Raw genomic sequence first — 13,956 nt, 5'->3', positions numbered from 1 at the left:
CACGTACAAGGATGCGACTAACAATTCGGAAAAAACTGCTCATGATGTCACTTACGCTACTAATTCTTCCCATCGGAATATTAGGAGCAGTTATTTATCAGATTTCAGTCAAAGAAACGAATCAGCTTATTGAGAGTAAATTGAGTTCAAGTGTAAACCTGGCTGTCGCCTTAATTGAGAATTTGGAAATCTCCGTCCAATCGGGTCAGTTGACTGAAGTGGAAGCACAGGAGCAAGTACGGACCTTACTACTTGGGAACAAAAATGAGGATGGTACTCGGCCCATTAATCAATCAATTGATTTGGGTCCAAACGGCTACTTCTTTATATTAGATAACAAAGGGGAACTGCTTGCTCATCCCAAACTTGAGGGAGACAATATTTGGGATAAACAAACCTCAAACGGTACTTTTTACATACAGGATTTGATTAAAGCAGCACAGAACGGTGGTGGAGCTACTTACTATAAATGGCCGCTACCTAAATCGGATGGTACTGGAAACGCAGTAGGAGAAGAAGCGTTGAAAATATCTTATGCTAAATTATCACCCTCTTGGGGCTGGGTCGTAGCAGCAGGCTCTTATATGCAGGACTATAATACCGGTCAACAAACTATACTAAAGGGAATTATTACTACATTGATTGTATGCGTTGTCATCGGAATCGCCGTAATATACATATTTGCACAACATATTTCAAGACCGATTGTACGCATAGCCCGTGAAGCTGAACGGATCGCTCAAGGGGATCTAAGCGGTAAAGCATTGACTGTAAGCAATCGGGATGAGATCGGACAGCTCGGTATCAGCTTCAATCAATTATCGGGTAACATTCGTCAGTTAGTTGGGAATTTAACCATAAGCTCGGAGTTATTAGCTTCTTCCTCCAAACAGTTGACTTCAACGTTAGGCGAGACCACAGCGGCACTTGTTCAGACTTCATCCTCAATGACTGAAGTGGCGAACAATAGTGAGAAACAAGCTACCTCAACACAAGAGACTTCACAGTCGATGGAGGAGATGGTAAAAGAGATTCAGCGAGTAGCCGAAGCCTCTACACATGCCTATCAGCTGTCCATGCAAACACTGGAAGAGGCTGATAAAGGAAATAGCCTTATCATTAATTCTTCCGAGCAAATGAACGCAGTAAGAAATACGGTTGATGATTTAGGGATCACCGTTACTAGTTTAAATGAGCAGTCTCAACAAATAGGCACCATTGTCAGCACCATTAAAGGAATATCTGAGCAAACGAACTTGCTGGCGCTTAATGCGGCAATTGAAGCTGCTAGATCAGGAGAGCAAGGCAGGGGATTTGCAGTGGTAGCCAGTGAAGTCCGTAAGCTGGCAGGACAAACAAGTGAAGCGGCTGAGCAGGTTTCAGTCATGGTTGAAGAAATTATTGCGAGTATTGGCCATGCCCATCATTCGATGAGTAAAGGTCAAAATGAAGTCGCAGCAGGGGTTCAAGCGATTGATGATACGGGTAAAGCATTTGAACGCATTTTTCAGGCCACCCGCACCATCGTAGATCAGGTGGAGCAATCCTCGACCGCCGCACAACAGATGTACACGGGCTCCGAACAAATATCTGCTGCAGTGATGGAGGTCGAGCAGGTTTCATTGCACTCAGCTTCGGCTGCACAGACTGTATCTGCTGCCGTAGAGGAGCAGCTTGCTTCTATGGAGGAAATTGCCGCATCTGCTCGCAAACTACAAGAGGGCTCGAATGAGATGCGTGCTTTAGTAAATCAGTTTAAATTGGAATAGATGTTCATACTTAGAGTTACAGAAATAAAATATGTAAAATATTTAAGAGGGGGATTAACCCCTCTTTTTTGCTGTTCTGACGTAAATAACCTTTTGAATACTAAGAGGAAATTAATATAGCTTTTACAGCTCATTGACGCGGAGCGTATACTGGCTTGCTATATTGAAGGGAAAAGGGGGATGAATATGAAAGAAATGGAAGAATCGTCCTTTGCAGCTACTCAGCCTGTCCTTGCAAGTGATACTTTTGGTTGGGATAAGCTTCAGGTTTCGCAATGGTATAGCCCGCAGCAAGCTTTCACCCCATCCTCGGAGTCAAAATATTTAATAGGCATTCACTGCACCGCATACTACGAAAATTACTACACTATTCATATTACCCCATGTAATGAGAGCCTTCTTTGCCCTTGGGGCAGAACCTCGCTCTATTTTTTGAAAATAGAAATTACGCCAGCGGTCCTCGAAGAGATTGCTCGTGAATCTGGTTATCTGAAGGAAGGCCATATCCAGTTGGACCGCAAATTTCATGTCAAGGATTCCAAGCTGCTGCAATTAGGGCTTTGGATGCTGGAGGAATTGCAGAATGGCGGTGCCAAAGGGAAAATATATAGCGACTCTTTATCCAATATGTTAATTATTCACTTGTTACAACACTATTCTTCAGTGATTCCCCAGCATTCGAACCGAAAAACGCCAGCCAATCAAGAAATATTTCAGGTCATTCAATTTATGCGTGAGCGTTTAGAAGATGAAATTCAACTGACTGATCTCGCTGGCATGGCTAATATGAGCCAGTCGCATTTTATTCGGATTTTCAAACAACAGACAGGATATACACCCCATAATTATTTAATTCGCCTGAGAATCGAACGCTCTAAATTTCTTATTCGTTCCGGAAAAATTGGTTTGAAGGAAATTGCATCTCAGGTTGGTTTTGCCGATCAAGGACATTTTACTAGATTATTCAAACGAGAAACCGGCCTAACCCCAAAGCTGTATGCGAATCAAAGCTCCTCCAAACCTAATCATATGATTTATTAATTTTATTATGCAAATGAGAGTTTTGTTCAAGGAAAGAAGTATTTTGTTCAATTAGAGAGCTGTTGCCAGCTCCTATAATAAGGTTGAAGTAAGGCGTACAAATGCCGAACTACAACCTTATTAGGAGGAGAGAAAACATGAGATTAAAGAGATTATTCAGTCTGATTTGCGCGGGGGTACTTACGACCAGTTCTTTATCTTTAGTAGCATCTGCCACACCAGTCGGACCGGATAACCTAGTAAGCACAGAGGTAGAAATCAGTGCAGAGTCAACTTCAGCTTCAGCTACAACTGCTGGAACTTGGCATGAAGTATCTAAGCAAACTTTCTGGTTACTTGATGCCTTGGAACGTGGACAAGGGGTGGCTACAGACGGGAATTCATGGATCTTTAATTCCTCGTATGGGCTCTTACGGACTGGGCTGGATGGCAAAACCGTAAAAGCACGAAATGAATTGGCTATTCCGCTGGAGATTGCCTCCCAAGGTGGAGACCATATCGGTGATATTTCCTACTATAACGGTAAAATATACGCTCCTATTGAAGACGGCAAAAACTATCAGCATCCTTACATCGCTCTCTATGATGTGAACACTTTGAAATATACGGGGACATCCTATGCTTTACCATTGAATCTGCATATTGGCGGTGTGCCTTGGGTAGCTGTTGATGCCGCTCGCGGTCAGGTCTACACAGCTCAGTGGTCTAATGCTAGCGTCTTGAATGTACTAAGTCTTGATGATATGCATGTAATCACAACCGTTCCACTTTCCCAAAGTATTGATCGAATTCAAGGTGCCGAAGTGTACAACGGTGTTCTGTATGCCTCTACGGATAACGCAACCCAAACGGTTTATCAGATTGATCCGGAGACTGGAAACGTATCTGTTGCCTTTGATCGCAATCTGCCAAGTGGTACTGAAGCCCAAGGAATTGCTGTATTGCCTACCGCTGATGGTGCACAGCTCCATATTCTTGATGTAGGCTCGAATCGCATTAGTGTGAACTTTCGCCATTACGCATTTTAATTTAAATCCAAGCGAAAAAAGGGGTTAACAGAAATGCTAAAGCAAACCAAAACTATTCTAACACTACTATCCGTTTCTATGCTGGCAGTTGCGGGCTGCGGACAATCTAAGAACAGTACGGCTGAAGCCAAAGAAAATAAAAATACTACTCAGGCAACAGCCATCGCTGCAACTTCAGAATCTACAGAGACTCCAGCCGCTGCTAAGCCGGTGGAGATTACCTTTTATTATCCGGTCAACGTGGGTGGCCCTCTCACTAAAGTAATTGATGGGATGGCTAGCACCTTCATGGAGCAGCATCCGGAGATTAAGGTGAATCCCGTGTACACAGGTAATTACGGTGACAATACCGTGAAAATTCAAGCGGGTGTGCAGGCCAAACAGCCACCTGATGTCGCGGTCATGATGTCAACAGAGCTTTACAGCATGCTCGATATGAATGCAATCATTCCGCTCGATGATTTTATTTCGAAGGACACGGATATTCAGATGGCTGATTTTTATCCCGCCTTTGTAGAGGATACACAGTCTGAAGGTAAAACGTACAGTCTGCCTTTTCAGCGGAGTACGATTGTTATGTATTACAACAAAGAAATGTTCAAAGCCGCAGGACTTGATCCAGAGAAACCACCCACTACATGGGATGAGCTTGTAACTTATGCTAAGAAGCTGAACAAAGACGGTCATACGGGGCTGGAAATTCCGGGAAATGATGATTCGTATTGGATGTTTCAAATGCTTGCACGACAAAATGCTACTGATCCGAAGCAAAACATAATGTCTTCCGACGGCAAAAAAGCGATGTTCGATACGCCAGAGAATGTGGAGGCATTACAATTTTGGTTAGATTTGTCCCATAAATATAAGGCGATGCCGGAAGGTGTTATTGATTGGGCAACCGTTCCAACGGATTTCATTCAAGGTAAAACAGCCATGATGATGCATACAAGCGGCAACTTAACCAACGTAAAAAATAATGCGAAATTCGAATTTGGTGTAGCGTTCCCTCCCGCACAAAAGCAATTTGGATCACCGACTGGTGGCGGTAACCTGTATATTTTCAAGGACACCTCTCCTGAAAAACAAGCGGCTGCTTGGGAATTCGCCAAATACATGACAGCTTCAGAACAAGCTGCCCTCTTTAGCAGCTCATCCGGTTATGTGGGCGTAAGAAAATCTGCCTACGATACAGATGCTATGAAGAAGTATACGGCAGATTTCCCGCAAGCATTGGTAGCGAGAGATCAATTGGAATATGCGTTCCGGGAATTGTCCACTCATAATCATGGTAAAGTATCGACGGCAATTACGAACCAGATACAAGCGGCATTGGCCGGAGAAATTGATGCAGCAGGTGCACTTAAAAAAGCTCAAGCAGAAGCAGATCAGGCACTGGCTCCCTTCAATAAGTAAGCTTTGAGGTATGGAATACGCCAGGACGGCTGGATAGCTTGTTCTGGCGTCATTACTTTTTTCATTAATCGTAGAAACCTTAATCATGGAAGGATTGAATGGTATGAATGCCGGATGGAGTGAGAGGCTTAGAAGAAACGGATTCGGCTGGGGACTTGTGTTGCCTTCGCTGCTCTTTCTTTGCTTGTTTACTTATTACCCTATGTTTAAATCGTTCTGGCTTAGCTTTTATGAGAAAAATTTGGCGACTCCTGAGCCTTTGTTCGTCGGTTTTGACAATTACGCTAATCTATTGCACGACAATGTCTTTTTGAAAGTGTTCAGTAACAATATATGGTTCGCCATTGGCACAGTACCCACTTCATTGGCTTTGGCTTTCTTGATGGCACTATTTGCCGACAAGGCGATAAAAGGGCGGGGACTGGCACGTCTTTCATTTTTCTATCCGAATATGATCCCGATGATCGCTGTGGCGAACATCTGGTTGTTTCTGTATACCCCTCATTTTGGGCTCTTTGCCAGACTGGCTTCATGGATCGCGGATCAGCCTGTGAATTTGCTGGGAACACCTGATACGGTGATGGGCGCATTAGTTATCATGATGATTTGGAAAGAAGCCGGATATTTCATGATTTTTTATTTAGCAGGAATGCAGCAGATTCCCAAGGATTTATATGAAGCGGCTGCAGTAAGCGGAGTCGGTACATTCAATTCCATCCGCAGAATAACAATTCCGCTCACGATGCCGACTACGTTGTTCGTGGCTGTTGTGGCGATCACGAATTCGTTTAAGCTGGTAGACCATCTCTGGATTATGACAAAGGGTGGTCCGAATAATTCTAGTAATCTGCTGCTTTACTATATCTACGAGTCGACCTTTAATTTCTATGATCAAGGGATGGCCGCATCGATGACGGTGGTCATGATCGTCCTGCTGCTCCTGATTTCCTCTTTGCAGTTTTTTGGCTGGGATCGGAAAATTCATTATGAATAGGAGGTGGAATCCATGGAGGATAATCCACTGAAGCTGCCATTAGCTTTAAGGCAGAATACACATAAAGCTTTAGAAGAGGAGCGTACGCTGAGCTCCGAAAGGACGAAGCGCCGAATCGTGCAGACACTGTGGCATTTGATTGGATTTGCTTTTTCGGCGATATGGATCATTCCCTTCCTATGGGTGGTAAGAACGGCTTTTTTACCCAAAGATGTTGCTATTGATTCGGGATGGTCTTGGGGCTTCACGTTTGAGAATTTGATTCATGTATGGAATGGGGCGCCTTTTGGACGATTTTTAATGAATACATTGCTTGTGTGCGGTGTTGTGCTTGTGGTTCAGCTGGTTACGATGACAATGGCTGCATATGCGTTCGCACGGGTACGTTTCTTCGGAAAAGATCTGTTATTCATGTTATTTTTGGTGCAAATAATGGTGCCGCCGGATGTGCTTATCTTTTCCAATTATCAGGTATTGAATGAAATGGGCTTGCTGGATACAAAGCTGGGGATTATGCTACCTTACTTTGCCACCTCCTTTGGAGTGTTTCTATTAAGGCAATCCTTCAAGCAATTACCCTATGAGCTGGATGAAGCTGCCCGGGTAGAGGGCGCCTCACGCCTGCATATTCTTTCTAGAATCTATGTCCCACTGTCACGCCCGATTTATGTGTCCTTTGCGATCGTGTCGGTTAGCTTTCATTGGAATGATTTCTTGTGGCCTCTCATTGTAACCAATTCGGAGGAGAATCGCTTATTAACCGTAGGTTTGGCTATGTTCGCAAAAGCCACGGAATCTGGTGCACAGTGGTCCGACGTTTGTGCGGCTACATTGATTGTGTCGGCACCCTTAATGATTGGATTTTTATTGTTCCAGCGGCAGGTGATAGGTAGTTTTATGAGCTCTGGCATTAAAGGTTAGGAGGAGGCATTTATGAGGCTGGCAATTATTGGGGACTTACATTATCCGGACGAATTGTTAAACAACAAGGTTATGATTAAAGAGGCACGAGATGCTTTTTACGAGCAATTTATGAATCTATTCTTGTCCATCCCGGCCGATTATCATATTTCCGTGGGAGATATGGTGCATGCAGGAGAATTTAGCGAATTTAATTATATTATGGGTAAGATTAAGGACAGCAAGCATTCCAGGCGTTTTCTACATGTTCTTGGCAATCATGATACATACACTTATCCTAAGGAAGAAATCCTTTCAGTCACTCGGCAGCAGCGATACAGTGTTATCGAAGAGACGAATGCGATCATTATTTTGCTGGATACCGCACGGGAAAATCGTGACGATTGGAGCGGAACACTTGACGATGAACAGCTAGCATGGCTCGAAGCACAAATGAAGCGTAAATCGGAAAAGCCTTTATTCGTCTTTGGTCATCATCCCCTGTATAATACGACGGCTAGATCCACTGAGCCAATGATGTCACTGGATCCCAGCTTGGACATTTGGCCGATATTGAAGCAATGGCAAGGTGTGGGTTTCTATTTCAACGGCCATAATCATGTTCATTCTATCGTCAGAAAAGAAAACTGGAATTTCATTCAAACGGCCTCTATCCTGGATATCCCTGCTGCTCGAATCCTTACTGTGCTCGAAGATGAAATCAGGTTAGAGATGGTGAATCTGGCAAGCGAGCAATTGAGTAAATGGTCTTCCTTATTTACCTTCAGTATTTTTGATTATGAAAAATATCCCCAGGCTGAAGGGGAGACAAGAGATCAGGAGCTAATCATCAATCGACTTCAAATGGATAGAAAGCAGGTGGACCAGCAATGAATCGTCAGCCAGTAAGATTAGCGATCGTAGGTGGAAATCGCGGAGCCAGTTTTATGAATGCACTGTACTCTCTATCGGATCGGATACATCTAACCGCCACTTGTGACTTGAATGAGTGGGTGCTTAACCAATGGAAAGAGAAGTTCCCAGAAATCCGAACGTATCGGGATTATCATGAAATGTTAAAAGATTCGGCGATAGATGCGGTGTTTATCTTAAGCCCCATGCATCTGCATGCCAGACAATCTATTGATGCATTAAAAGCGGGTAAGCATGTCCTAAGCGAAGTGATTTCGATTCAATCTTTAGAGGAAGCTTGGGAGCTTATCGAAACTGTTGAACAAACTGGACTTAAATATATGATGTCTGAAAATTACTGCTTCTCGCGCTCAAATCTGACGATTAAACATATGGCGGATCAAGGCATGTTCGGTGAAATTACTTATCTTGAAGGCGGCTATATCCATGATTTACGTCATTTGACGCATCATCCGGATGGTTCTCTGACCTGGAGAGGGCAATTACATCAGCAGTATAACGGGATCAATTATCCGACACATTCTATTGGTCCAGTTGCGCAGTGGATTAACCTTAATAAGCCTGAGGGTGATCGATTAAAAAGCGTCTCGTCTTTTGTTTCCAAATCTAGATCCTTACAATATTATTTCGGAGAGCATTATGGAAAAGATCACCCGGCAGCGCGGGAGGGATTCTGGCGGCAAGGGGATAGTGCGGTTGCAGTCATTCAAACGGAAAAGGGTGTACTGATTGAACTGCGTGTAGACTGGTCCTCCGTTAGACCGCATAATAAAACTCATTATTTACTGCAGGGAACTGAGGGAGCGTATATTACGGGCCGCCATCAGTACGAAGAGGATTTGATCTGGTTCAAGAATCTCTCGCCCAAAAATATAGCAGATGGAGAAGAAATGTGGGAGCCTTTAAGCAGTTATCAACCGTTCTATGATCACCCAACATGGATGAAATGGGGCGAATATGCCGCTGGGACGAAACATGGCGGAGGCGATTTTATGGTGCTTGAGGAATTCATTTCAGCGATTCAGGAGGATCGAACCCCATCGGTGGATGTATATGACGCTGTGACTTGGAGCTCTGTGTTTACATTGTCTATGGAATCTGTAGAGACTGGTGGAAAAGCCATAGCCTTTCCTGATTTTAGAGCGAAGGTGAGGAATTGACGGTGGATCAGGCCCTTTCCAAACTTGTAATGAAAAAAGAAAGGCTGACAGACTTACCTGCTTTTCACTGTCCTTCAGGGTATCGAATCCGCCATTTCGAGCCAGATGATGAACGGAACTGGGAGGAGCTGATACGCCATTCTTTTACTAGGGAAGTTAAATTTGCTCATAAAATCAGTGATTATGTACCCTTGTATTCGGATCGCTTGTTGTTCATTTGCCGCGGGGATCAACCTGTAGCTACTGCTACGGCCTGGGAGTCGGGGAATGAGGATAATAAAAACTGGTACTTGCATATGGTTGGAGTGCTTCCAGAATATTCTGGTAAAGGTCTCGGTTATGCTGTGAGTCTAGCTGTCTTGCACAAAATAAGAGATGCAGGGGGAATGGCGGCATGTTTAGAAACCGATGATTTCAGACTTCCCGCCATCCGCATTTATTTGAAATTAGGATTTCAGCCGGTGTACTTGGATGAAAGCCATCCCGGAAGATGGGAACGAATCCTGCAAAGGCTTTGAATTTATTGATGAATAGGGGGGCTTATGCCCCCTTATTCTTGTTGGAGCTTCAGGAGGGAATCATCCGAAAATTATGTTGTCGTTAAGAAGCATTCCTGCTATAGTCATACTGACTTATTAAATGCATTTAATAAGTCAGTATGACTATAGGTGGGAGAGCCATGGCAAGTGATAAAAGACTTCCTTCACAGCAACTCAAATCCGAAATTATTCGAAGTATTCGAACAGCATTATTAGAATTAGGAAGGGCTACGAAGGCGGAGTTAAGTCAAAGATTACAATACAGTTTTCCAACGATCAGTAAATTTCTAATGCAGATGGAAGAGACTGGGGAAGTGACGATCATTGGCCTTGATGAGTCTAGTGGCGGAAGAAGGGCTATAAGATACGCCTATAATCCGAATTATCGATTAGGGATAGCTATTTTTTTGGAGAAAAATGAAACAAACTATACGATCTATAATTGCATTGGCGATGTTGTAAAAGAAGGGAATTTACCTAGTATTCTTGAGGAAGACGTTAGTACACTAGTCTCGCTTATCGAAGGTGAAAAAAAGGCTAATCCTAAGATTCAATCCGTCGCTATTGGTGTTCCAGGTGCGGTGAGTTATGGGAAGATTTTTCTAATTCCAGGCTATCCGAAATATCAAAGTCTAGATTTGAAAACATATATAGAAGACCATCTCGCTATCCCGACTATTGTGGAAAATGATATGAATGCCGCTGTAATCGGTTATATGATGCAGAGAAATTTGAAGGAGAAGATTTCTCTGATGTATCTGTATTTAGGGAAAAATGGACCAGGGGCAGGGATAGCCGTTAATGGTGAAATCGTTCGAGGAAAGACGTTCTTTTCAGGTGAAGTTCAATATTTGCCCCAGTATGATAATAGAAATTTTATAGAGGCATTAACTGGAGAAAAAGGTGGTTTAGCGATGCAGTCAGAGCATAGAGTAGATGCGATTAGTCGGTTAGTGGCTACCAGCACCTCTATTTTGAATCCCCATTATATTATTTTTTGTGAGGATGAAGTAGCTCCAGCTATGCTAAATCAAATCGCTGAGCGAAGTGCTACATACGTTCCCAAAGAACATCTTCCAGAGTTAGCGGTAAGCAACTTAAAACGTGATTATCTGAATGGATTACAAAGTCTTGGATTAGGTTTATTGGTTTCACAACAAATAGATTAGAACCATTAAGGAGATAAACGATGGCAACTTTTTTTCTTATTATTATTTATTTAGCTTTTATTAGTTTAGGCTTGCCGGACTCATTGCTAGGATCTGCATGGCCGGTAATGAGAATAGACCTAAATGCCTCATTAGGTACTGCTGGAATCCTTTCGATGGTTATTGCTGTAGGCACCATTGTCTCCAGTTTGATGAGTGGTACTATCCTTAAACGTTTTGGTACGGGAAAAGTGACCCTTGTAAGCTGTATTATGACGGCTGTAGCTTTATTTGGTTTTGCTTGGTCACCTTCGTTAGTATGGCTAATTGTTGCTGCGATTCCACTCGGTTTAGGTGCGGGATCTGTAGATGCCGGATTAAACAGTTATGTTGCTACACACTATAAAGCCCATCATATGAGTTGGTTACATTGTTTCTGGGGAGTTGGCGCGACGCTGGGTCCGATTATTATGGGTTCTTTTATCTCTGGTAAAGGTCTATGGCGTGAAGGTTATCTTACGGTTGCTTATATTCAATTGAGCTTAGTTGTTATACTATTCGTTACGTTGCCTTTGTGGAAAAGAGTGGCTGGGAACAATAGCAACTCGAATGCGGATAGTGATCACGAGTTCAATGATCCGGAGCTTGAGCATATCGCAGAGAACACAAAACCTTGGAAATTAAGAGGGGTAAAGCTTGCGATGTTAACCTTCTTATTTTATTCTGCCATAGAAACAAGTATGGGGTTATGGGGGAGTAGTTTTCTTGTGAATATCAAAGATATCCCTGCATCGACTGCAGCGACATGGGTATCGTTTTTTTACCTGGGAATTACTTTTGGTAGAATGGTTACGGGTTTCATTACTTTTAGAATGAGTAATAAAAAGTTAATTCGCTATGGTCAGCTTATTGCTTTAATCGGTACAGTACTGCTAGTACTACCGCTTCCAACTATAGTTTCGCTAGTAGGATTTATGATTATAGGTCTGGGATTAGCGCCTATCTTTCCATGTATGCTGCATGAAACTCCTGTACGATTCGGGAAGAAGCATGCCCAGTCGATTATGGGCTTTCAGATGGCAACGGCTTATACCGGTACCACGCTAGTGCCGCCATTTATCGGTTTACTGGCTTCTAATTTTACATTAGGTATCTTCCCTGTGATGATCGTTATTTTCGCTATCGTTATGCTCTTATGTACAGAAATGCTTAATCAATACTCCACTAAAGTTAATGTAGGTTAAATTTGAAATGAATATATTACGGACTAACCCTTCATATATATAGATGTAGAAGGGGGGGAACCGTAATGTGGTTGTTAATGGTTATAGGCATTGGATGTCTCTCCGGTTTTATTTTGTTCAGAAAAAATACCTTGACCACTTATTACGAGCCTATTCAAGGACCGGAGAAATTGTCCATCATCATTCCCGCAAGGAATGAAGAATATAATTTGCGTTATCTGCTCGATTCACTTCAGTCTCAGACCCTTACACCCTATGAAATTATTGTGGTAGATGACTTCTCAGAGGATCGGACGAAAGAAATTGCCGAAAGCTATGGAGTTAAGGTGATTGCGAACAGCAGTCTCCCTGAGGGGTGGACGGGTAAGAGCTGGGCCGTATGGAATGGATATTTACAGGCCTCGGGTGATATTTTTGCTTTTTTGGATGCGGATATCCGATTAAAGCCGAATGCCTTGGCTTCATTATTAAAAGCAAGGGAGCTATCGAAAGGTGTCATTTCGGTAGTTCCTTTTCATCATACAGAAAAGCTGTTTGAGAAGCTCGCCCTAATCATGAATATGCTGGGGATTTTCACGTTCACCTCGGTTTTTGAAAGGAATAACGCCAAAAAAGGGCTGTACGGCTCGTGTATTCTAGCATTAAGGAAGGATTATGAAAAAGTTAATGGTCATCAAAGCATAAGATCTGAAGTGCTGGATGATTTGTCTTTAGGAGAACAATTTATTGCGGCAGGTGTTCCAATCACCAATTATATCGGTTATGGCTTAGTATCGTTTCGCATGTATCCGAAAGGAATCAAAAGTGAAATTGAAGGGTTCAGTAAAGGGGCTGTCTTAAGCACTTCAACGATAAGTCTGCGGACAATTATTCCAATTGCGCTTTGGGTGATCGGACTCGTTATTTCAGAAACCGTGTTTATTTTTGCGAATACTTCATGGTTTATGCCGTTATTGATCGGATATCTCCTTTATATGTTCCAGCTCTTTTATTTTATAAAATATGTAGGGGTATTTGGCATTGTCATACCTGTATTTCACGTGGTGGCAACTGTTTTCTTTATCTTGATCATGCTTTATTCGATATATCAGGTCGTTTTCCTGAAGCATGTAAGCTGGAAAGGAAGGCATATCCAGGTGGGAGGCCGTAAGGACTAATGATCATATTGTGGGTCACGGGTTTATTTTTGGCGGGATCTCTTATGTTTTCCTATTGGCTTGGTCTAGCGCGTAAAAAGAACCTGAAAGACATTGGCGACGGTAATCCGGGGGCTTTGAATCTATGGAAGTCGTCAGGCTATAAATTCGGCATATTGGGGATTATATTGGATTTTTTAAAAGGGTATCTACCACTTCTATGGGTAATGGGAAGTCATTATAGTCAGGGGTATTTCATTATTCCGTTAGCCTTAGCTCCCATTGCGGGTCATGCCTTCTCTCCCTTTCTTAAAGGAAAAGGTGGGAAGGCAATTGCCGTAACCTTTGGGGTATGGAGTGCATTGACAGGATTCAAAGCTTCTTTAGCGCTAGCAGTCATTTTAGCAGTGCTGAAAATGCTCAGCAGTTGGATTAAAAGCAGAGGGAATTCACCTGTCTCGGACGGTGTGCAAGTGGTTAGCGGAATGCTGCTTCTCTCCGTTTTTTTGTACATTAGTAATTGGTCTGCTCCTATCTTATGGGTATGGTTTGGGAGCTTTGTGATCCTTGTGTATACGCACAGGTTAGAATTGGCAGTGTGGGTGAGGAAGTATTCATCAAGGAAACGAAAAGGAACATAATATAGGCTTG

General features: G+C 42.9%; 13 protein-coding genes. All 13 read left to right on the top strand.

The genetic code is table 11. The features are described 5' to 3' along the window. Positions 1 to 11: 11 nt before the first annotated feature. The 13 genes from MHB64_RS18235 to MHB64_RS18175 all read left to right on the top strand — a co-directional run bounded on the left by MHB64_RS18235 (position 12) and on the right by MHB64_RS18175 (position 13,946). A complete protein-coding gene (locus tag MHB64_RS18235; RefSeq protein WP_341135083.1) occupies positions 12 to 1,769 on the top strand; it encodes a methyl-accepting chemotaxis protein in 1,758 nt (585 codons plus the stop codon). Positions 1,770 to 1,955: 186 nt separating this feature from the next. Then, positions 1,956 to 2,810, top strand: coding sequence for an AraC family transcriptional regulator (locus tag MHB64_RS18230; RefSeq protein WP_179281755.1), 855 nt, complete (start codon positions 1,956 to 1,958; stop codon positions 2,808 to 2,810). Between the two features lie 137 nt (positions 2,811 to 2,947). Next, positions 2,948 to 3,838, top strand: a complete 891-nt coding sequence (locus MHB64_RS18225) for a DUF6923 family protein (protein ID WP_094874256.1) — start codon at positions 2,948 to 2,950, stop codon at positions 3,836 to 3,838. A 33-nt stretch (positions 3,839 to 3,871) separates the two neighbouring features. After that, the gene (locus MHB64_RS18220; protein ID WP_341135082.1) at positions 3,872 to 5,251 is read left to right on the top strand and encodes an ABC transporter substrate-binding protein; all 1,380 of its coding nucleotides are present in this window, start codon (positions 3,872 to 3,874) and stop codon (positions 5,249 to 5,251) included. Positions 5,252 to 5,336: 85 nt separating this feature from the next. Next, positions 5,337 to 6,245 carry a carbohydrate ABC transporter permease gene (locus MHB64_RS18215; RefSeq protein WP_445671615.1) on the top strand — a complete coding sequence of 303 codons (909 nt, stop codon included), beginning with the start codon at positions 5,337 to 5,339 and terminating at the stop codon, positions 6,243 to 6,245. A gap of 12 nt (positions 6,246 to 6,257) precedes the next feature. Next, a complete protein-coding gene (locus MHB64_RS18210; protein WP_280789031.1) occupies positions 6,258 to 7,166 on the top strand; it encodes a carbohydrate ABC transporter permease in 909 nt (302 codons plus the stop codon). A 12-nt stretch (positions 7,167 to 7,178) separates the two neighbouring features. Next, complete coding sequence (locus MHB64_RS18205; RefSeq protein WP_094874259.1) at positions 7,179 to 8,039, top strand: metallophosphoesterase family protein; 861 nt, start codon at positions 7,179 to 7,181, stop codon at positions 8,037 to 8,039. After that, positions 8,036 to 9,238: a Gfo/Idh/MocA family protein gene (locus MHB64_RS18200; protein ID WP_341135081.1), complete on the top strand. Its 1,203-nt coding sequence runs from the start codon at positions 8,036 to 8,038 to the stop codon at positions 9,236 to 9,238. Before MHB64_RS18205 ends, MHB64_RS18200 begins: the two co-directional genes overlap by 4 nt. A gap of 2 nt (positions 9,239 to 9,240) precedes the next feature. Further along, the gene (locus MHB64_RS18195; RefSeq protein ID WP_341136095.1) at positions 9,241 to 9,756 is read left to right on the top strand and encodes a GNAT family N-acetyltransferase; all 516 of its coding nucleotides are present in this window, start codon (positions 9,241 to 9,243) and stop codon (positions 9,754 to 9,756) included. 161 nt (positions 9,757 to 9,917) lie between these two features. Further along, a complete protein-coding gene (locus MHB64_RS18190; protein ID WP_341135080.1) occupies positions 9,918 to 10,946 on the top strand; it encodes an ROK family transcriptional regulator in 1,029 nt (342 codons plus the stop codon). Positions 10,947 to 10,966: 20 nt separating this feature from the next. Then, positions 10,967 to 12,169 carry an MFS transporter gene (locus tag MHB64_RS18185; RefSeq protein ID WP_341135079.1) on the top strand — a complete coding sequence of 401 codons (1,203 nt, stop codon included), beginning with the start codon at positions 10,967 to 10,969 and terminating at the stop codon, positions 12,167 to 12,169. A gap of 65 nt (positions 12,170 to 12,234) precedes the next feature. After that, positions 12,235 to 13,326: a glycosyltransferase family 2 protein gene (locus MHB64_RS18180; RefSeq protein ID WP_094868805.1), complete on the top strand. Its 1,092-nt coding sequence runs from the start codon at positions 12,235 to 12,237 to the stop codon at positions 13,324 to 13,326. Next, entirely contained in the window at positions 13,326 to 13,946 is a 621-nt protein-coding gene (locus MHB64_RS18175) for a glycerol-3-phosphate acyltransferase (RefSeq protein WP_341135078.1), read from the top strand. The genes MHB64_RS18180 and MHB64_RS18175 overlap by 1 nt, the downstream gene beginning before the upstream one ends. Positions 13,947 to 13,956 lie beyond the last annotated feature (10 nt).

It is taken from the genome of Paenibacillus sp. FSL K6-2859 (assembly GCF_038008265.1).
In the GTDB taxonomy this organism is placed as follows: domain Bacteria; phylum Bacillota; class Bacilli; order Paenibacillales; family Paenibacillaceae; genus Paenibacillus_AQ; species Paenibacillus_AQ nitricinens.
The sequence above is the reverse complement of the archived record's forward strand: the minus strand, read 5'-3'. Positions and strand labels throughout refer to the sequence as shown.